Origin of the sequence: Staphylococcus sp. GDY8P85P (genome assembly GCF_017892405.1) — a bacterium.
In the GTDB taxonomy this organism is placed as follows: domain Bacteria; phylum Bacillota; class Bacilli; order Staphylococcales; family Staphylococcaceae; genus Staphylococcus; species Staphylococcus borealis.
The window spans coordinates 23255-44599 of the sequence record NZ_JAESLA010000012.1; the positions used below are offsets into that span (position 1 = coordinate 23255).

Consider the following 21345-nt stretch of genomic DNA (forward strand, 5'->3'; position numbering starts at 1 on the left):
AATAAACATAAATAATAAGATAGCGTACATTTACAAAAGTAATAATCTATAAATGTTTTATTTAATATTGCATTTAAAAGAAAAAAGTGATAAATTTTTGTGTAAGCGGTTACACATAAAAGGAGTGGCAAAGTGAGAACGATTAAAGAAGTGGCTAAACAAGCAAATGTTTCAGTAGCCACAGTTTCAAGAGTGATTAATAAAAGTGGTTATGTTAAAGAAGCAACACGTAAAAGAATTGAACAAGTCATCAAAGACCTAGATTATTATCCAAATGAAACTGCAAGAACCTTATTCACAAAGAAATCTAAAACGATTGGACTGCTTTTACCAGATATGAGTAATCCATTTTTTACAATTGTTGCTAAAGGTGTTGAGGATACTGCAATTCAAAAAGGGTATCATGTCATGATTGGTAATGGTGAAATGCAAGAACATAAAGAACTTAACTATTTAACCACATTTAAAGTGAATAATTGCAGTGGCGTCATTGCTTCACAATTATCGACGCAATTTGCTTTTGATCAATTCAACTCCTATCAATTACCCTATGTTCTCATTGACCGCGTTACAGATAATCAACAATGTATCGAAGCAGATCATTATAAAGGTGGTCAATTACAAGCTGAGGCAATCATAGAAGGCAATGCGCAACGTGTATTAGTGCTACATCAAGACCTAAATTATCGCTCGTTTGAAGAACGATTCAACGGTGCAAGAACGACGTTAGAAAGTCAGGGCATTCAATTATGGATTGAAGATGAGCGTGATATCACAATGGATAAATTGCAGCGTTACATTAAACACAATGATATCGATAGTGTGATATGTAGCAATGATGTATCAGCACTGAAAATGATGAAATGGTTACATGATTTACATATTACTATTCCAGATGACGTACAAGTCATTGGGTATGATGATATCCCGTTAGCTAAGCTATTTTATCCAAGTCTCACAACCATCAAACAACCTGCTTATGACATTGGTAAGCAAGCAGCATTAGGTTTGATTCAACAATTAGAACATAATGATATCACAACGAAAGTAGTATTAGATGTTGATTTAATTTATAGAGAATCTACAAGGAGGAAGACAAAATGACAAGTATTTATGTAGTTGGAAGTTTATCTATTGATTTAGTCGTTTCTACGAATCGAGTACCAAGTAAAGGTGAAACCGTACTAGGTGAGTCATTCTTTACGACACCTGGAGGCAAAGGTGCAAACCAAGCCGTAGCAGCTGCCAGACTTGGTGATGATGTGTATATGGTAGGACGCATTGGGGATGACGATTTTGGTAATCAAATTTTCACAAATTTAGAAGATAACCATGTTTTAACGACATTTCTGAAACCCGTTACACATTCAGCATCAGGGACAGCACATATTACATTATCAGACAATGACAATAGCATTATTGTGGTGCCTTCAGCCAACAACTATGTGACTTCAGCGTATGCATTGGAAGCATTAAATCAAGCGCAAGCAGGTGACATTGTATTAATTCAACAAGAAATTCCTGCCGAAACAGTTAAAGACGTCATAACTTATTGTGATGATCATGATTTAATCTCAATTCTTAACCCGGCACCATTCCGAGAAGTAGAAGCAGAAGTCATTGATAAAGCGACATATATTACACCTAATGAAACAGAGAGTAACGCGATGTTCCAGACTAACATTGATGAAGCGTTAGCACATTATCCTAACAAACTGATTATTACATTAGGGGATAAAGGTGCTATGTATCATAACGGCACTAAAAAGGTTCATATCGCAGGATTTAAGCGAGAAGTTAAAGATACCACAGGTGCCGGAGATACATTTAATGGTGCTTTCGCAGTAGGATTACAAAAGGGATATTCCATCGCACATGCCCTTACACTTGCGAATTTAGCAGCAAGTCACTCAGTAACAGGTATGGGCGCTCAAGGTGGTATGCCGACCTTTTCAGAAATAGAAGGTGAATTCGATGTATAAAACAGGCATATTAAACAGCGAAATTTCAAAGGTACTTAGCGACTTAGGACATACAGATCAAATTGTAATCGGCGATTGTGGGCTACCAGTACCTAAAGATGTTAAGAAGATTGACCTAGCACTAACGTTAGGGAAGCCTAGTTTCCTAGACGTTTATGACGTCCTTAAGCAACACATGGAAATTGAACATATTACGATAGCCGAGGAAATGGAAGTAAACAATGCACCTATTTATAAGCAAGTGACACATGACTTTTCAGGCATAACACAAGTCGATCATGAAACGTTTAAAGCATTAACGAAGGATGCGAAAGCGATTATACGTACAGGTGAAGCAACACCATATGCAAACATCATACTTCAAAGTGGTGTCATATTTTAAGGGGTGAGATTAATGATTCAAATGACTAATATTCATAAAGCCTTTGGTGATAACGAGGTGCTTAAGGGTGTTGATTTTACTTTGAAACCAGGTACCGTCCATGCCTTAATGGGAGAAAATGGGGCTGGAAAATCTACGCTAATGAAAATTTTAGTAGGTATTCATAAGAAAGATCAAGGTGTCATGACGTATTCTGATGTTGAAATAGAATATAGCAATCCTAAAGAAGCGGAAGAAAAAGGATTAACCTTTATACACCAAGAATTGAATTTATATCCAGAATTAACAGTACTCGATAATTTGTTTGTAGGAAAAGAAATCCGCAACAAAATGGGCATACTCAATACAAAAGCAATGAAACAACAGGCGGAACAAGTATTTAAAGAATTAGATTTCTACATTCCGTTAAATAAAGTAGTTAAAGATTGCTCGATTGGTGAGCAACAAATGATAGAAATCGCTAAAGCGATGATGACGAAAGCACAAATCATTATTATGGATGAACCGACAGCTACCTTAACAGACAAAGAAATCCGACGTCTATTCGATATGATTCGTAATTTAAAAGCAAAAGGTGTTGCCTTTGTTTACATTTCGCATAGAATGGCTGAAATATTTGAGATTTCAGATGAAATAACAGTCATGCGTGATGGCGTTTCTGTGATGTACGATGAAACACGTCATCTAACGTACAACCAAATTGTGAAAGCAATGGTAGGACGCGAATTAGATGAACAATTTCCACATAGAACGTATGAACCACAAGATATGATCTTAAATGTAAAACGGCTCAATAATCCGCTACATCATATTGAGAATCAATCATTTTATCTTAGAAAAGGTGAAATACTAGGTGTAAGTGGCTTGATGGGTGCAGGACGTACGGAAATGATGCGCAGTTTATTTGGTGTGGATAAAGCGGACAATGACATTGAAATTAAAGGTCAACTAGTGACGATCACGTCCCCAATTGAAGCGATGAAACATGGACTTGCCTTTATAACCGAGAATCGTAAGGAAGAAGGATTAATTTTAGACTTCTCCATTCAAGACAATATGGTGTTACCTTCGTTATTTAGCTTTTCAAAACGTGGCATCGTAGACGATAAGAGTTCTGAGCAATTTGTTGATACGATGCGCAAAAGACTGAACATTAAATCGCCAGGCAAGCTACCAGCTGGTTCATTATCAGGAGGTAATCAACAGAAAGTCGTATTAGCTAAGTGGATTGGTACGGGTGCGCAAATCATCATATTGGATGAACCTACAAGAGGTATTGATGTTGGCGCTAAGAGAGAGATTTATCAACTTATGAATGAACTTACAGATCGTGGTGTGTCTATTATTATGGTCTCATCTGAATTACCGGAAGTCATTGGCATGAGCGATAGAGTGATGGTCGTGCATGAAGGTAATATCAAAGGAGATCTTACAGGAAATGAAATTACAGAAGAAAATATTATGACGTTAGCTACAGGGGGAACTTTAAATGAAACAGTTAACAGCTAAAACATCGTTCATGGAAAAGATTATTCCATTTATTGGTCTAATTTTATTAATTATTGTAGTGAGTATTTTAAATCCATCATTTTTAGATTTATCTAATTTACTCAATTTATTAAGACAAATTTCTATCAATGGTCTGATTGCCTTTGGGATGACATTTATTATCTTAACTGGTGGCATAGATTTATCAGTAGGTTCAATCCTTGCTTTATCATCTGCGTTTATTGCACTGATGATTACAAGTGGTGTTGATCCAATTATCGCCTTAATTATAGGTGTACTGATAGGCTTTATTTTGGGTGCAGTCAACGGTTTACTAGTGACGAAAGGGAATATGGCGCCATTTATTGCAACACTTGCGACAATGACAATCTTCCGTGGATTAACACTAGTCATTACTGACGGCAATCCAATTACTAATTTAGGTGATAGCTATTTATTCCAATTATTTGGTAAAGGCTACTTTATTGGTATTCCGGTACCAGCAGTAACGATGATTATCGTATTTATTATTTTACTTATCATTCTTCAAAAGACAACGTTCGGTCGTCATACATATGCAATTGGTGGGAATGAGGTAGCAGCTAAAATTTCAGGTATTAAAGTGAATAAAATTAAAATCTTTATTTATGGTATTTCAGGATTAATGTCAGCGTTAGCCGGAGGAATACTAACATCACGTCTAAATTCTGCACAACCAACAGCAGGTATGTCTTATGAGTTAGATGCGATTGCCGCGGTCGTGCTTGGTGGTACGTCATTGACAGGTGGTAAAGGACGAATTGTTGGGACACTTATAGGTGTACTTATCATAGGTGTTTTAAATAATGGATTAAATTTACTCGGTGTGTCTTCATTCTATCAACAAGTCGTTAAAGGTGTAGTCATTTTAATTGCGGTATTAATTGACCGTAAAAAATAAGAGAAAGCAGGATAACAATATGAAGAAATTATTAGCCATTACATTAGCACTCGTCCTATTTTTAGCAGCGTGTTCCTTAGAATCACCTTTGAAAAATGATAAAAATGGTAAAACAAATAAGAAAAAATCAGAGATTACAATTGGTGTAAGTATTTCAACGTTAAACAATCCATTCTTCGTTAAAATTAAAAATGGCATTGAAAAAGATGCAAAAGCACAAGGGATGAAAGTCAAAGTTGTAGATGCACGAGATGATTCAGCAAAACAAACGAATGACATTGAAGATTTAATTCAACAACAAGTGGATTACTTAATTGTTAACCCGACAGATTCAAGTGCAATCTCAAGTGCGGTAGAATCAGCTAATAATGAAGGAATTCCGGTAATTACGTTAGACCGATCTGTAGATAAAGGTGATGTAGCGTCATTTATTGCGTCAGATAACGTTGAAGGTGGTAAAATGGCTGGAAATTACTTGGTAGATAAAGTCGGTAAAAATGCCAAAGTGGGTGAACTTGAAGGTGTACCTGGGGCAAGTGCGACTAGAGAAAGAGGTAAAGGGTTCCACGACGTTGCTGATAAGCAGTTAAAAGTCATCGCCAAACAAAGTGCAAAGTTTGATAGAGCAGAGGGGTTAAATGTAACGCAAAACATGCTTGAAGCACACCCTGATATCCAAGCAATCTTTGCCCAAAATGATGAAATGGCTTTAGGTGCAATAGAAGCAATTGGTGGTAAGGAAATTCAAGTCATTGGATTTGATGGTAATGAAGATGCGATGAAATCCATTAAAAATGGCAAACTAGATGCGACAATTGCGCAACAACCTGAACTTATGGGTAAAGAAGCAATTAAGGTAGTTAATGGTCTAATGAAAGGCGATTCTGTCGATAAACAAATTAAAGTGCCATTAAAGTTAAAACAAAGTAAGAGTTAACTAGAAAAAAGAGTATGAGACATCAATCATATGATGATGCTATTTTGCAAATTCGCAGTAGCTGACTGAACTGAAAATGCGCTTAAATCAAGCTTTTTTCAGTTCTAGTCATCCTTGCGGCCGGGGCCCCAACACAAAAAATCAAGAAAGTGATTTTACAAGCAAAGCAAGTTGGGGTTCGGGGCCCCAACACAAAAAACCACGAAAGTGATTTTACAAGCTAAGCAAGTTGGGCTTCGGGGCCCAACAAAAAGAATTTCTTAAAGAAATTCTACAAGCAAAGAGGGGTTACGACGAATTTCAAAAAATACCGTCGCATCCCCTTTTTACTTTGCAATAGAATGATGTGATAGTAAAAGGGCGTAAACAGTGTCTAGATGTGGTGTATTGAGATTATAGTATCTCGCCTTGCTATAGATAAAGCCTTGAATGGCTTCAACTTCAAGCGGTTGGCTATTGATCACATCATAATACATACTCGTACCCATATGGTCAGGATAACCTGCATAAATCTGCATAATATCATCGACCAATGAATCAGGAAGCGTAATGCCCTCTGATAAAGCTACGTGTTGTCCCTCGTATAATAAGTTTTTACATAATTGTTCCACTTCTTTAATTTTTAAGATTTGAGCGGTATTATGACCAAGCGCAGTAATAGAATTAATACCAAGATTAACTAATAATTTATACCAAATTTTGTCTTCAATATGTTCTTCAAGTACGAGTTCAATTTTTGTGTGATCAAGTAACTGTTTTAAGCGCATTGTTTGAGCATCTTTTTGAACATGTAAGCGATAATCACGAAAATGTATGACTTCGTTTCCCGACTTTTGGCCACTAATATAAACAACAGCTTGGTAAGTGTGTTGAAATGGAAGACGAGATAGTAGGCCGTAGCCATTTTGAGCTAAAATAAATAATGTTTCGTCATGGGCTAAACGATGTAACTTTGGAATTAAATGATTAAGCTGATGTGTTTTGACAGCAATGATTATAACGTCAAAGGTCGACGTCACGTCATCTATATTAAATACTTCTATCATTTGATTTGCGGGTTGAATGGTTATGTGTTTATTAGAACGACCAATTAGTGTGACGTTTGGCAACGATGTTTGTAGTTCATAGGCGATAGTAGTGCCAACCGCACCTGGTCCAATAACAGCAATCTGCATTTAAAACTTTCCTTTCTAGGTATTCTTACATATAATTATACGTATTATTATCGAACTTTTAATATAGGAGTTAATTTAAAAATGAAAAATTTAGCAAAATTAGTTGAAATGAAACAAGAGAAAACAAAAATTTCGATGATTACGGCATATGACTTTCCAAGCGCAAAACAAGCACAAGATGCAAATATAGATATGATTTTAGTGGGTGATTCACTTGGAATGACAGTGCTTGGTTATGAGACGACAACACAAGTGACGCTAGATGACATGATTCACCACGGTAAAGCGGTACGCAGAGGCGCAGATGATACCTTTGTAGTAGTAGATTTACCAATTGGCGCAGTTGGTGTGAGTGACGAACATGATTTGAAAAATGCGCTCACACTTTATCAACAAACAAATGCGAATGCGTTAAAAGCAGAAGGTGCACATTTAGTTAATTTCATTAAGAAATCAACACAAATTGGAATACCAATTGTAGCGCACCTAGGTTTAATGCCACAAAGCGTGGGTGTTATGGGCTATCGTTTACAAGGTAGTACGAAAGATGCAGCTGAACAATTAATTCAAGATGCACATGCGGTACAAGAAGCAGGCGCAGTTGCCTTAGTATTAGAAGCAATCCCTAGTGACTTAGCTGGTTTAATTAGTGACCAATTAGATATACCAGTGATTGGTATCGGCGCAGGAAAAGACACAGACGGTCAAGTATTGGTTTATCACGATATGTTGAATTATGGTGTAGATCGTTATGCTAAATTTGTGAAACAATTTGGTGATTTTTCAGTGGGAATTAAAGGCATCAAACAATATGATGAGGAAGTTAAGGCAGGGACGTTTCCAGCTGAAGCACACACATATAAGAAAAAGATATTGAACGAGGTAAATGGTAATGACTAAAGTAATTCAAACTGTAGCTGAGATGCAACACATTACGCAAGAATTGAAACGTTCGGGGAAGACCATTGGTTTTGTTCCTACAATGGGTGCCTTACATGAAGGGCATTTAAGTATGATGCGTCGCTCAGTTGAAGACAATGATGTTACAGTGATTAGCGTATTCGTTAACCCACTACAATTCGGGCCAAACGAAGATTTCGATGCGTATCCACGTCAAATTGATCAAGATGTCGCTTTAGTTGAAGCTATTCATGTGGATTACGTCTTTCATCCAACAGTAGAAGAAATGTATCCAAACGAATTAAGTGTAACATTGAAGGTGGGACGTCTAGCGGAAGTCTTAGAAGGCGCACAACGTCCAGGTCATTTCGACGGCGTTGTGACTGTCGTGAATAAACTATTTAATATCGTCAGTCCTAATAAAGCTTACTTTGGTAAGAAGGATGCGCAACAACTTGCAATCGTTGAAAAAATGGTTGAAGACTTTAACCATCCAATTGAAATTGTTGGTGTTGATATTGTACGTGAAGCGGATGGACTCGCACGCAGTTCGCGAAATGTATATTTAACTGACGATGAGCGACAAGAGGCTGTTCACCTAAGTAAAAGTTTAGCATTAGCGCAAACGTTATATAACCAAGGGGAACGTCGTAGTCATATTATTGTTGGTGAGATTAAGGCATATTTAACGGAACATACGCGTGGTCATATTGATGAAGTTGCAATTTACAGTTACCCCGGTTTAGAAGTTGCGACGGAAATACAAGGTCAAATCTTTATATCACTCGCTGTTAAATTCTCGAAAGCACGGTTAATAGATAATATTATTTTAGGAAGTGAATCGTAAGTTATGATTAGAACAATGATGAATGGTAAGATTCATAGAGCACGAGTAACAGAATCAAATTTAAATTATGTTGGAAGTATTACGATAGATGCAGATATCTTGGATGCAGTTGATATTTTACCGAATGAAAAGGTAGCCATCGTGAATAACAATAATGGTGCCCGCTTTGAAACCTATGTCATTGCTGGTGAACGAGGTAGTGGCAAAATTTGCCTTAATGGTGCAGCATCTCGATTAGTTGAAGTTGACGATGTGGTGATTATTATGACTTATGTTCAATTAGATGAACGTGAATTAGTTGACCATGCACCGAAAGTTGCTGTGATGAATGAGAAGAATGAAATTATTCAAATGATTCATGAAAAAGAAGGCACTATAATTAAATAAATAAGTATGACGGCAGTCTAAAAATATTGAAATGATTTCGAGGGAGTGGGACAGAATTCTTTTAAATTCGTCGTCCCACCCCCGCAAGGATGACTAGAACTGAGAAAAGCTTGATTTAAGCGCCTTCTCAGTTCAGTCAGCTACTGCGAATTTGCAAAATAGCTTCATTATATTATTTATGTCCCGGACTCTTTCTGTGTATATTAGGTGTGATTTAAATTGCAACTATAACCTCTAATTAAATAATTATTTTATAGTATAATAAAATTATATAAATTGATTAGATTAGAGGGCTCGTTTATGAAAAGATTTATATTACTTAGCATCACATTTATGTTGATTTTAACAGCTTGTAGTACGAATGAATCGTCCAAGGAAGATAAAACTAAGTCACATTCGAAACAAACGGATACTAAAACAACAGAAGACAATAAAAAACAAAATAAGTTTGAAAGCAAAAAGAAGAATGAAGAAAAAACTAAAGATATAGTAGCTAACTTTTCGGAAAAGGAAAAATTAGCTTTAGCATTTTGTGTCGACCAATATACATTAACTAAAAATGAAATTTTAACTGGATTTTATTTAGCCATAGCACCAGCTGGGGAGTATCATTATAAATTAGTCGATTTTACGTTAGTTAAGCATGATAAACCTGTTGCAAATGCGCCAAAAGATATGCATTTTTACACTGTATATCCTGATAAACGAAATTTTGCTGCAATCATCGGTGTGAATAATGAAAAGATATTCTTAGGCGGAACACAAGCCGCAATCATAGATTATAATGCATTGATGCAATATGGTAGAGAAGTGAATTTAAGCGATGTCTATTTAAAAAATAAACATAACAAAGCTTTGCCAGAATTAGTAAGTAAAATGCATATTGATAATAAGTATCCTGACATTAGTTATGACGAGAATGACATCTCTTACAAACAGTTGGAGAGATTGGGTGGCGTAGGATTACATCTTAGAAATCAAATTTATCAAATTATTGCAGATTTTGAAGGTGTTAGTTTAACAGATTCAGGTTATTTGTGGGAAGATGTGAAGTTACTTAATTCAAATGGTGATTGGTCGGTACGATATCGCAATCAAGATGGAGAAATCGTTGGTTCCTATAGAAATAAAAATGGCACACTTCAAAAACTCGATGCTAATGGTAATGTAGTCAAAGAAAAAAAGGTTGAATAGTATTTAGAACGCTCAGAGAGTCATAAGTTAGCTTTCTGAGCGTTTTTTAGAATGAACATATTCTTCTAAGGCTTTGCCAGATTGGGCTACTTTAGTAGCTGTGTCCTTTCCTAAGTAGCGAAGATGCCATGGTTCATATTGATAGCCCGTTACCTGTTCTTTACCTTTGGGATAACGCACAATAAAACCATAGTTATGGGCATTGCGTGCAATCCATTGCCCCTCTTTAGTATCTCCAAAACATTCACGTAAATTGCAATTTGATCCAATAGCACCTACATCATAACTTAATCCACTTTGATGTTCAGAAGTGCCAGGACGCGCACTATATCGATTCGCAGCTTGTTCGCCATCACGCGCAACATACTGCTGATACAGACTCACTTGTGTTTGATAACTTCTGAAACCACTCATCTGATAAAGATTTACACCCTCTTCGCCAGCATCAGCAAACATCCGTTGTAATGCACGTTGCGCTTTCGGATTTTCACCAGGATTGTAATCAGGTGGGAGCGTTGTTGTTTTATTAACAATTAAAATATCGTCATAATACGTTCGACCATTTTTGATTTCTTTCTTGTGTACATGATGAGTTGATTTTTGTGATGAATCATGATTATTTTTGCTTTTTGAGTCATGATTATCATGACATGCACATAAGATTAAAGTACTCAAAATTAAAATTGCAATAAGCTTTTTCACAATATAATTCCTTTCCCAAAAAAGTTTGTTAATAGAGTATTCTTACAATGTAAGATTAGCATAAAAAAAGAAATGAAATAAGATGTAAAATAACTAAATTACATACAAATTAGATTTTGACAAATGTAATAATATTTTGTAAATTGTAATTGAAGTGAAATATTATTCCTTTTAGAGGTGATGTTTATTGCATGGTAGTTTAATTTTTATTGAATCATCTTTAAGCGATTTAAACCCCTCGGAACGTAGAGTTGCTGAGTATATTCTTAAACATCCGGAAGAAATTATTAATTACTCAGTACAAAAGCTAGCCGACCTAACAAACGTAAGCGTAGCTACGATTGTTAGGTTATCTAAAAAGATGAAATGTAAGGGCTTTCAAGATTTAAAATTGAAAATCGCATTTGATTTAAATGAACCTGGGAATGTACAACGCGATTATGCAGAAATTGATGAAGATTATTCAATTGAAGAAGTCACACAATCAGTATTTCATAACAATACTAAGACTTTAAAAGACACAGAAAGGATTTTATCCACAGTTAGTATTAAGCAAGCTTTTGAATTAATTATCAATTCAAGAAAAACTTGTATTTATGGAATTGGTGCATCAGCTATTATTGCACAAGATTTTAAACAAAAGTTAACGCGTATAGATTATTGGTGTGATGTAGGAAGTAGTTTTGATGAGCAAGTTACTTTAAGTGCTAACCTATCTTCTGAAGATGTTGTAATTGCAATATCAAATTCAGGTCAAACTAAAGATATAGTCTACGCTACGCAATTAGCTAAAGAAAAGGGTACAAAAATTATTTCTATAACTAAATATGGTGATAATTCAATAGCTAAATTAGCAGATGTACAATTGTTTGTTAGTTCTTCCGAAAAAACGATACGAAGTGGGGCAATGAGTTCAAGAATTGCTATGCTAAGCATCATTGATATTTTGTATATTTGCATCGCTAGTGATGATTATTTAAGTAATCGCCAGAAATTAGAGAATACAAGAAATGCTATAAAAAACAATAAATTAAAATAGAGGAGTGTTTTAAATGAAAGTAATTATGGTTTGTTCAGGTGGAATGTCAAGTGCAATGGTAGTTGATTCAATTAAGAAACAAGCAGATAAAGAAAACTATGATCTTGAAATTAAAGCAGTAGGATCTGAAGAATTTGAAAATCAAATCGAACATTATGATTTAGGGTTAGTTGCCCCACAAGTTAAACACCGTTTAGATAAATTTAAAAAAATGGGAGAAGAAGTTGGTAAACCAGTTGATGTAGTTGATCCAATGGGTTATACACCAATAGGTGCACCTAAAATTTTAAAACAAATTAAAGAATACGATAACTAATATACATGTTTAGGAGATGGTCTTATGCAAAAGATATTACAATGGCTTGAAAAAGTATTAATGACACCAATGGCAAAAGCATCGGAGCAAAGACATTTAGTTGCCATTCGTGACGGTATTATTGCAACATTACCATTGATTATCGTCGGTTCATTCTTCACTTTGTTTGCATCACCACCAATACCCTATCTCGCAGATTTAGTACAACCACATGCTGAGAAGATTATGATTGCAAATAGAATGACGTTGGGGTTAATGGCTTTATACGCAGCATTTTGTATGGGTTATAACTTATCAAAATCATATAAGATGGATGGTCTTTCAGGTGGCTTACTTTCATTAGCAACGTTTCTAATGATGAATATTCCATTGAATTTAGATGATAAATTAGCTAAAAAGGATGCCGTTGGATATGTATTGCCTATGGCAGATTTGGGAGGGTCTGGTTTATTTGTAGCTATCATTTCTATGATATTTGCAGTAGAAATAAGCAGATTAGTTATTAAATCTGGTTTTACTATTAAAATGCCTGAACAAGTCCCTAGTTCAGTTGCCAGATCTTTTGAGTCTTTAATTCCGGCTACTTTAGTTATTGTTATTTCATGGTTTATCCGTGTGATTTTAAATGTAGATTTAAATAAAATCGTTAACATGCTATTTGAACCACTCGGTAAATTTGCAGGAGATTCATTGTTAGGCGCTTTGATACCAGTATTCTTTATCGTTCTTTTATGGGCTGCAGGTATTCATGGTGTTGCTGTCATGGGTGCTGTTTTCCAACCAATTTGGTTCTCGCTCTTAGATCAAAATATTGATGCTAAAGCAGCGGGAGAACAACTACCTAATATCGTTGTAGAACCATTTTTCCAATGGTTTGTCTGGATTGGAGGCGCAGGTGCGACGTTAAGTCTGTGTATATTAATGGTTTTCTCTAAATCAGAATATCTCAAAAAAGTAGGTAGATTCTCAATTATTCCAAGTATATTTAACATAAATGAACCTCTCATTTTTGGGACACCATTAGTAATGAATCCAATTCTAGCTTTACCATTCATATGTATTCCTTTAGTTTTAACTACTATTACGTACTTCGTTTTTAAATTGGGATTAATTGCAAAAATTACCATATTAGCACCGTGGACATTACCTGGACCTATTGGTGCATTGTTTGCGACTAATGGAGATTGGAAAGCACTTATATTAGTATTAATCAATATCATTATTGCAATTGTACTTTATTATCCTTTCTTTAAAAAATATGAGCGTGAAATGTTAGCTCAAGAGCAAAGTCTTAATGAAGACGCTACTGAAAAAGATTAGGAGAGGTAATTGTTATGGATAATAAAAATGAAACAGAGATATTTGAAATTATTGCACATGGAGGAAATGCAAAAAGTTTAGCTTATGAGGCATTAAATAGTGCTACTGAAGGCAACTTTGAAGAAGCAAAAAAATTTCTTGATGAATCAGAGAGAGAAATGGCAGAGGCTCATAAAACACAAACACGTTTAATACAAGATGAAATTAATGGTGAAAAAGTTGATACGTCGTTATTAATGATTCATGCACAAGATCATCTTATGACAGCATTAAGTGAAAAAAGTTTAATTGAAAAAATGATTGAGCTATACAAAAAGTTAGAAGAGAAGTGATTTTCCATGAGACTTTTATATATCCTAGGATTATTAATTTTAATATTTTTTTGCTTCAAGTTATCACAGTTGATTATTAAGAAGGTTGTAATTAACAGATGGTTACTTTTGATTATTATGCCATTTATTATTGGTATTCCAGTTTTAATCTTTGATGAGATTAATTCATTCGGATGGACCGTTATTTACGTGTTGATTATATTCAATAGTATTTTATTTTTTGAACAGTCAAGACAATTACTTGAAAATAAAAAAATTAAAGGCGTTATTTATAAATCTGAGGAGGGCAAGTAAATGCATCGATTAGGTATTTCAATTTACCCTACACAATCTGATCTAGAGAGAATGAAGAATTACATTGATACCAGTGTGAAATATGGCTTCAAACGTATATTCACTAATCTGCTATCAGTAAAACAGGAAGATCGTGAAGTTTTTGAGAAGTTTAAGGAAATAGTGAAATATGCTAATGAGAACGGTATGGAGGTCATAGCTGATATAAATCGAGAAGTATTTAAAGATCTTCAAATAGATAATTTAGACTTATCATTTTTTAAAGATTTAGGTGTATCTGGGATTCGAATTGATTCTGGATTTTCTGCTCAAGAAACAGCGAAAATGACGCATAATAAGCAAAACATGTCTATTGAATTAAATATAAGTACAAGTGCAACATTTATCAATGATGTATTAAATTTTAAACCTGATAGAGATAAGTTAATAGGATGTCATAATTTCTATCCACAAAAATATACAGGTATATCATTTAAGCATTTTAAAAAAACCTCAGAATCATATAAACAACATCAATTGACGACTGCGGCATTCGTAACATCTCAACACGGTAAAATAGGGCCTTGGAAAGTAATGGAGGGGTTACCTACATTAGAAAGTCATAGAAATTTACCTATTGAAGTTCAAGCAAAGCACTTATTAATGACTGGATTAATCGATGATATTATTATAAGTAATGCATTTGCTTCTGAGGAAGAGTTATACGCATTATCTAAGATTAATTTATCAATGCCTACGCTTGATATAGAATTAAATCCTGAAATTTCTAGTTTAGAAAAAAAGATTGTGTTAGAAGAAGATCATTTTAATCGTGGCGATGTCTCAGAGTATGTTATTCGCTCAACAATGAGCAGAGTACATTTCAAAGATAAAGATTTCCCGCCTCATAATACTTCTGAGATTAAAAGAGGAGATATTTTGATTTGCAACGAAACTTATGGTCACTATAAGGGAGAAATGCAGATAGCACTTCAAAATATGGAAAATGATGGTGTAAAAAATGTTATAGGTAAAATAACTGAAAATGAACAATTTCTATTAGATATGATAGAGCCTTGGGAATCTTTCGTATTAAATGTGAAAGAATAGGATTGATATAACAATGAGTATTAATAAAAAATACTATATTGGTATTGATGGTGGAGGAACCAAAACAGAAGGTGTCATTGGTAATAATTACGGAGAAATTATTGGACATACCCTAGCAGAATCTACAAATATACAAGTTAAAGGTTTGGACACTGTTAAAGAGATATTAATGAATATGATATCTAATTTGAGAAAACAAGCAAAGATAGACTTAAATGAAATTGATACGATTTATTTATCATTAAGTGGTGCTGGGAGAAAAGAAGAAAAACATTTGATTATAAAATCATTGGAAGCGTACAAATTACATAAGATAAAAATTGTCGTTGAAAATGATGCTATATGTGCTTTGGCATCGGGGACATTTGGAGATTCTGGTATTGTACTCATAGCAGGAACTGGATCTATATCATATTACTTTAATAAAGAAACAAATGAAATGAATAGAGTCGGTGGATGGGGGTATTTACTAGGCGATGAAGGCAGTGGGTATGATATAGGCAAAAAAGCACTTACTGCAGTAATGAAAAATTATGATGGTAGAGGTCAATCAACTCAATTAACTGAAGCGGTTAAGCAACAATTAAACTTGATACAAGAAACAGAAATAATTCCGTTTGTTTATCAAAATATGGAAATGAGATCAGAAATTGCTTCATTAACTAAAGTAGTGTTTGAGGTTGCCAGCAGTGGTGATATGGTTGCTAAAGATATCATTAGTAACAGTATGGACGCATTGATTGAATTAATTAATGGCTCGTTCCTTTCGATTAATAAGGCACAATATCATCCACCTATTGTATTATGTGGAGGTCTATTCTCTAATATTCAGTTTAAAGAGACATTTATGAATAAATTAAAAAAAGTTTATCCGAGTAATGAAATTATAATACCTAAATTTCCACCGGTGATTGGAGCCTATACACTATCTTTAAGAGAAAATAGCGAAAATAGTTTTACTCATACAATTCAACAAACAATTAAACGTAGCTGGAAAGAGATTGATACATTAAGTTAAAAAAGAGTGTTCCTGAGATGATAAAGGAACACTTCTTTTTTTCAAGAAATACTTGCAATTAAGTGTTTACAAAGTACACTTTTATAAATAAAATATAGTATAATTAATTGATTTTAAAAATGCAAATGATATGAGGAGACATAGATGAAAAAACTAGTATTTATATGTGGGGTGTTTTTACTTTTACTTGCAGCTTGTGGTTCTAATGACGGTTCTAAAGAAGATAATAGTAAAACGAAATCTAATGCAGAACAAACAAAATCTAAGAAGTCTAAAAAAGACCAAGAGTTGGAAAAAGAAGTAGCAAAACTTACTGAAAAACAAAAATTGGCTCTTGCCTTCTGTGTGGAAGATGTCGATCGCTATACATTGACTAAGAATGAAATTTTAACAGGTATTTATGAATACAGACTTGCGTCTGGTAATAAAAACTTTAAGCTAGTTGATTTCAAACTTGTGAAATATGAAAAACATATTGATAATGCACCTAAAGGTATGAATTTCTACAATGTATCACCTAATAAAGGGAACTTTGAAGCATTGATTGGTGTGAGTAACGACAAAATCTTTGTTGGACGTATGCAATCGGGTTCATTAGATTATAAAGACTTATTAGGCAAAGGCAAAGAGGTCAAACTCATTGATGTTTATAAAGCTAATAAAGATAACAAAGCTTTACCAGAATTAACTGACAAAATAAATATTGTAGATCAATTATCTAAAAAAGATAAAGAAGACAATAATCCATTATCTGCAGCATACTTAGAAAAATCAGGAACAGTTAATACATATTTCCGTAACCAAGTGTATCAAATGATTTCAGATTTCGAAGGTATTGCGGTAGGTAAGACAAACTATTTATGGGATGATGTTAAAATGGTTGGTCATAGTGGCGATTGGATTGTCAATTATCGAAATAAAGATGGCGAAATTTTAGGGACGTATAAAACTAAAAATAATAAAATTCTTAAATTAGACCCTAATGGTAAAGTCATTAAACAAGAAAATTAATAAACCAATATTATAGAGTTCTCATGTTAATTGTTTTGGCCTGAGAACTTTTTATATAGGGTTTTATAATTATGTCAGTATGGTACGATGAAACTGAAGGGAAAGACGGCAATTAAAATCACGCAAAGGAGTTTATGCTTATGAATCCAAAGGTAGGTTTTGGCGAAGCATTTAAGTTATTTTGGAAGAATTATTTTAATTTTAAAGGACGCTCAAGACGTAGTGAATTCTGGTTTATGCAATTATGGCATGTCATTTTTTACGGACCAGTACTCATTCTTTATATTGCTTCTTTAATCATGGTTATGTTCTCAGCAGCATTAGAATCTGGAGCGTTATCAATAGTAAGTATAGTCATGTTAGTTGGCACAATCATTTATATGATTTTATATGCAATTATAACTTTCATTCCGAATTTAGCATTGACAGTCAGACGCTTCCATGACACCGATCGTACGATGCTTATTCCAATTTTATCGGTTATATTAGGTGTGATATCTTTTATTAGTCAATTGATTTGGGATATTAATGACCCTAACGGTGACAATGGCTGGGCATTATTGTTTATTCTTCTACTTGCACTCGTTCAATTTGCTATTTCAATTTATCAATTAGTGATTACATGTTTAAATAGTAAATTTAATAAAAATAAATATGGAGAAAGCCCTAAATTTAAAGGACATTATGAATAATTCATTGTTTAAAAAAATGCTTTTAGCGATATAAATTAAGGTTCAACGTGTAGTTTATCATTATAACCACGTTGAACCTTTTTTAGTATGTCTATTTTCGCTTACCTACATGCCATTTCCAATAAGTGAACATACGTAGAAGATATTCTAATGGACCGTATCGGAAGTGTCTTTGATGTAATGTTGCTAATACAACTAAAAGAATATAAATCACAATAAATAAAATGCTGGTATAGATGAGTATATCTTTGCCAAATAATCCTAAACCGTAACTATAGAAAATAAGTGTACCGATAATACTTTGAGTAATATAAACGGTGAGCGAGATTTTGCCGGCATTTTCTAAACCTTTAAAGATAGGATGTTTCTCATGACGTTGATATAAATATTTAAATAAACTCATATAACCAAATGATAAAACAGGTCCAAACATAGCAAGGAGTACACCGGAAATTGCATCGTTATTTAACCAAAGTATGGTTGATTTGGCAATAATCGCTATTGGTATCAGGTATATGAATAATTTCGACGACCAAAAGTGTCTTGCATCTTTTTCGAACCAACCAGATCTAGAAAGAAAGATACCTAAAGTAAATAACGGTACCTCAAAAAGGATGGCTACCAAGAAGATGGCGCCCTTATTATCACCTAATTGATCTTTTAATTCTGCAAATTTAGGAGATGGCGCAATGTCATCTACATGATGAATGTCGTCATAACTACCTTGTGTGTAAATCTGCTGTACTTTATGAATATAAGCAGCAGCATCATGATTGTCGGATGTTGTAGACGGTTGTGAATCATCAAACATAGACCAAATGCCCATGATGAAGACGAGAGAAATGATGATAATATTAAACCATTTAAAGGCTTTCGTACTAAGTGAAATGAAAGGGATGACACATAACATCGCTAAACTATAAGCGGTTAAGATATCGCCTTCCCATATGTAAGATGCATGTATAAAGCCTAAAATCAGTAAGAAAATGGCACGACGTAATAATTTTAATCTAGGTCGTGGTAATCCTTTTAATTTCATAGACTGATACAACTTATCCATCGAAAAGCCAAATAATATGGCAAAAATAGGTAAAAAGCTCTCTTCAACAAGTACAATGATAAGATTGAATATGCCTTGGTTGATGGGACTTAAATGGAAATGTTCGATGTAGTCTTTGCCGGATAAACTAAATTGAAATATAAGTAAATTAGCAAGAAATATACCTAATAAGCTGAAACCTCTTAAACTGTCAGCAAATGTAATACGTTTCATAATGTCACCTCAATACATACAGTAAACAATAATGATAAAATCTAGCATAAATGTACCTTAAATCCATCTTAAATAATTAACATCACAACAAAGTAGTGGAGTGATGAAAGTAGAATTTAAGCTCAACACCCCACATATGCCGATAATGTTTTACATGAAACAATGTTAATCCAAATCTTTAACTTGGTCTTTGGCACGTTTGTAAATGCTGTTAGGGAAGTGGGTAATACGCAATAATTCAATAGCGTTTCGCGTATTGGCTTTACCTGTTTTAATCTTATAATCGAAATGAATTTCATTGTTTTCAATCGTTTCATTAAAGTGATAGTTATGATAATTGTCTTTTAACAATTCGGAAAGTTCGATATCATGTGTTGCTGCTACAATTCTGTAATTGTGCAATTGATTCAAATACGATAATACGGATTCTGAAGCCGCAATACGCTCAGTTGTATTTGTACCTTTGAAGATTTCATCAATGAAACAATAAACGGGCAATGTCGTTTCTATGTCAAATAAGCGACGAATCGATTTGAGTTCAGCCATAAAGTAACTATCGCCTGATAACACATCATCGGCATTTGCCATAGAAGTATAAACTAAGCCAGGTCGATAGCTAAATGTATCGGCTGTCGCAGTTTCAATCGTTTGTGCAAGGATAATGTTAATAGCTACAGCTTTCATAAATGTTGACTTCCCTGATGCATTTGAACCGGTTAGTAGAATATTGTGTTTAATGTCGAGGTCGTTTGGGACGGCATTGTCCAGTAAAGGATGAACTAAGTTTGCGAATGATACGTGCGTGGTTTCTGACCAGACAGTCGGCTCACAATATGTCTCCAACGTGCGTCGATACATGGCTAATGAATAGTGATTATCTAAGGTACTCACATAGTCATAGCAGGCGAGTACTTCGTCTTGATACCGATAATACGTATGCTGGATGATATGGAAGAGGAAGTAGTCAACCATAAATGCCATCTTGATTAACATGATGAATGCGCCGCCAATATCTTGATCGCCCACTTCGCCAAGTAGACCGCTAAATAGACGCGCACCTTTAAAGTGATTAAAGTTCGTCTTAACTTTAGGTGTGCCTTCAATTTGGTCAAGATGATAGCCTTCTTTAAGTACTTTCGCTGTGTAGAATAGTGACTTCAAATCTTGATCATATGTGCGTTTAAGACTACCAGATAAAATAATATTCAATAGCACTGCGAAAAGAGTTATAAGTACACCAGTTGATGGCGAAAATAGAATGATAATAATGCCAATCAATGGTAAGAATGGACATATCATAAATAAATTATTACGTTTAATCGGTTTAAGTTGATCTGGAAAGATAGGATAAACCACTTTTCCGATAGAAGCGAGATGATAAGATACATTAACTCTAAATGTTTCATTGTTATTAAAGTAGTCTAAGAGTTGATGGTCATTAACTTTAAACATATTGCGCAATGTAGCGAACCAACGCATTTCTCCAATTGCTGTGAAGTTAAAGTTACTGCGATGGAAGATTTCCTCCATATTTAAATCTGACCATGTTTTATCGTCAATAAGATTATCGTGTTGATCACGCTTGAGCTCAAATTGATAATCTAAACGAGCATTTGGACGTATAAAGTTCTCAATTGGCTTCTTATTACGCCAAAGTGTATGTATATGATGAATTAACTTTCGCTTATCTGAAACGTTCAGAGCAATATTCACAATTAACCCCAGAATGATGATGCCAATCACCAATAACGCATAAGTCTGATAAATATTCATAACTAAACTCCTTAAAAATTTAAATCGCTTACACAATTATTTCATAATATGATGTAATTAACAAAGATAGATCAATCACGCTATATCAGTATAAAAATAATATAGGATTACTCAGATAACCTTTGCCACATAGGTTTCACGTTGTAGCTCGTGATATGCTTAATAATGGTATAGGAGGCTTTAGTTGTTATGATAGAGAAACAAATAGCATCTACATATAATTTAATGAACTATAACATGTGCGTGTGCCATGG

Annotated in this window: 22 protein-coding genes; 18 read left to right on the forward strand and 4 right to left on the reverse strand. The window is 34.2% G+C overall.

Translation table 11 applies throughout. The annotated features are described in order from the left end of the window. The first annotated feature begins 132 nt into the window (after positions 1-132). Genes KA828_RS02300 through KA828_RS02325 form a run of 6 tightly spaced genes read left to right on the forward strand, consistent with a single transcriptional unit; the run spans position 133 to position 5729 of the window. Positions 133-1104, forward strand: a complete 972-nt coding sequence (locus tag KA828_RS02300) for a substrate-binding domain-containing protein (protein ID WP_204193753.1) — start codon at positions 133-135, stop codon at positions 1102-1104. After that, positions 1101-1982, forward strand: a complete 882-nt coding sequence (rbsK, locus tag KA828_RS02305; RefSeq protein ID WP_204193754.1) for a ribokinase — start codon at positions 1101-1103, stop codon at positions 1980-1982. Before KA828_RS02300 ends, rbsK begins: the two co-directional genes overlap by 4 nt. Beyond that, the gene (rbsD, locus tag KA828_RS02310; RefSeq protein WP_204193755.1) at positions 1975-2364 is read left to right on the forward strand and encodes a D-ribose pyranase; all 390 of its coding nucleotides are present in this window, start codon (positions 1975-1977) and stop codon (positions 2362-2364) included. The genes rbsK and rbsD overlap by 8 nt, the downstream gene beginning before the upstream one ends. Positions 2365-2376: 12 nt before the next feature. Beyond that, a complete protein-coding gene (locus tag KA828_RS02315) occupies positions 2377-3873 on the forward strand; it encodes a sugar ABC transporter ATP-binding protein (protein ID WP_210125328.1) in 1497 nt (498 codons plus the stop codon). Continuing rightward, on the forward strand, positions 3854-4792 hold the full coding sequence (locus tag KA828_RS02320; RefSeq protein ID WP_107629346.1) for an ABC transporter permease subunit: 939 nt from the start codon (positions 3854-3856) through the stop codon (positions 4790-4792). The genes KA828_RS02315 and KA828_RS02320 overlap by 20 nt, the downstream gene beginning before the upstream one ends. A gap of 19 nt (positions 4793-4811) precedes the next feature. Further along, positions 4812-5729, forward strand: a complete 918-nt coding sequence (locus KA828_RS02325; protein WP_204193759.1) for a D-ribose ABC transporter substrate-binding protein — start codon at positions 4812-4814, stop codon at positions 5727-5729. 326 nt (positions 5730-6055) lie between these two features. On the opposite strand, the gene KA828_RS02330 is transcribed toward KA828_RS02325, so the two are convergent. After that, positions 6056-6904 (reverse strand): oxidoreductase, encoded by an 849-nt coding sequence (locus tag KA828_RS02330; protein ID WP_204193762.1) that lies wholly within the window; start codon positions 6902-6904, stop codon positions 6056-6058. 81 nt (positions 6905-6985) lie between these two features. Between KA828_RS02330 and panB the strand changes: the two genes are divergently transcribed. The 4 genes from panB to KA828_RS02350 all read left to right on the forward strand — a co-directional run bounded on the left by panB (position 6986) and on the right by KA828_RS02350 (position 10232). Continuing rightward, positions 6986-7804, forward strand: coding sequence for a 3-methyl-2-oxobutanoate hydroxymethyltransferase (gene panB, locus KA828_RS02335; RefSeq protein ID WP_053030143.1), 819 nt, complete (start codon positions 6986-6988; stop codon positions 7802-7804). After that, entirely contained in the window at positions 7797-8651 is an 855-nt protein-coding gene (gene panC, locus KA828_RS02340) for a pantoate--beta-alanine ligase (protein ID WP_119636059.1), read from the forward strand. The genes panB and panC overlap by 8 nt, the downstream gene beginning before the upstream one ends. Before the next feature lie 3 nt (positions 8652-8654). After that, positions 8655-9038, forward strand: a complete 384-nt coding sequence (gene panD / locus KA828_RS02345; protein ID WP_011274512.1) for an aspartate 1-decarboxylase — start codon at positions 8655-8657, stop codon at positions 9036-9038. Positions 9039-9338: 300 nt separating this feature from the next. Further along, the gene (locus tag KA828_RS02350) at positions 9339-10232 is read left to right on the forward strand and encodes a hypothetical protein (RefSeq protein WP_245336021.1); all 894 of its coding nucleotides are present in this window, start codon (positions 9339-9341) and stop codon (positions 10230-10232) included. A 27-nt stretch (positions 10233-10259) separates the two neighbouring features. On the opposite strand, the gene KA828_RS02355 is transcribed toward KA828_RS02350, so the two are convergent. Continuing rightward, positions 10260-10934 carry a M15 family metallopeptidase gene (locus tag KA828_RS02355; RefSeq protein WP_210125329.1) on the reverse strand — a complete coding sequence of 225 codons (675 nt, stop codon included), beginning with the start codon at positions 10932-10934 and terminating at the stop codon, positions 10260-10262. Positions 10935-11121: 187 nt separating this feature from the next. Here KA828_RS02355 and KA828_RS02360 point away from each other — a divergent pair, with 187 nt between their 5' ends. From KA828_RS02360 to KA828_RS02395, 8 genes are all read left to right on the forward strand, one after another. Further along, entirely contained in the window at positions 11122-11973 is an 852-nt protein-coding gene (locus tag KA828_RS02360) for a MurR/RpiR family transcriptional regulator (protein ID WP_204193765.1), read from the forward strand. A 13-nt stretch (positions 11974-11986) separates the two neighbouring features. Then, on the forward strand, positions 11987-12289 hold the full coding sequence (locus KA828_RS02365) for a PTS sugar transporter subunit IIB (protein WP_053030139.1): 303 nt from the start codon (positions 11987-11989) through the stop codon (positions 12287-12289). A 24-nt stretch (positions 12290-12313) separates the two neighbouring features. Next, positions 12314-13609 carry a PTS sugar transporter subunit IIC gene (locus KA828_RS02370; RefSeq protein WP_053030138.1) on the forward strand — a complete coding sequence of 432 codons (1296 nt, stop codon included), beginning with the start codon at positions 12314-12316 and terminating at the stop codon, positions 13607-13609. A 14-nt stretch (positions 13610-13623) separates the two neighbouring features. Further along, positions 13624-13941, forward strand: a complete 318-nt coding sequence (locus KA828_RS02375) for a PTS lactose/cellobiose transporter subunit IIA (protein ID WP_053030137.1) — start codon at positions 13624-13626, stop codon at positions 13939-13941. A gap of 294 nt (positions 13942-14235) precedes the next feature. Continuing rightward, positions 14236-15324 carry a DUF871 domain-containing protein gene (locus tag KA828_RS02380; RefSeq protein WP_204193773.1) on the forward strand — a complete coding sequence of 363 codons (1089 nt, stop codon included), beginning with the start codon at positions 14236-14238 and terminating at the stop codon, positions 15322-15324. 13 nt (positions 15325-15337) lie between these two features. Beyond that, positions 15338-16342: an N-acetylglucosamine kinase gene (locus tag KA828_RS02385; protein WP_204193775.1), complete on the forward strand. Its 1005-nt coding sequence runs from the start codon at positions 15338-15340 to the stop codon at positions 16340-16342. Between the two features lie 144 nt (positions 16343-16486). Next, positions 16487-17353, forward strand: a complete 867-nt coding sequence (locus KA828_RS02390; RefSeq protein ID WP_107629340.1) for a hypothetical protein — start codon at positions 16487-16489, stop codon at positions 17351-17353. A 140-nt stretch (positions 17354-17493) separates the two neighbouring features. After that, positions 17494-18045 (forward strand): DUF805 domain-containing protein, encoded by a 552-nt coding sequence (locus tag KA828_RS02395; protein ID WP_107629339.1) that lies wholly within the window; start codon positions 17494-17496, stop codon positions 18043-18045. A gap of 91 nt (positions 18046-18136) precedes the next feature. Here KA828_RS02395 and KA828_RS02400 read toward each other — a convergent pair whose 3' ends face one another. Together KA828_RS02400 and KA828_RS02405 are read right to left on the reverse strand one after the other, a co-directional pair. Continuing rightward, positions 18137-19318 carry a DUF418 domain-containing protein gene (locus KA828_RS02400; RefSeq protein ID WP_204193777.1) on the reverse strand — a complete coding sequence of 394 codons (1182 nt, stop codon included), beginning with the start codon at positions 19316-19318 and terminating at the stop codon, positions 18137-18139. 165 nt (positions 19319-19483) lie between these two features. Then, a complete protein-coding gene (locus KA828_RS02405) occupies positions 19484-21091 on the reverse strand; it encodes a MutS-related protein (protein WP_204193779.1) in 1608 nt (535 codons plus the stop codon). Positions 21092-21345 lie beyond the last annotated feature (254 nt).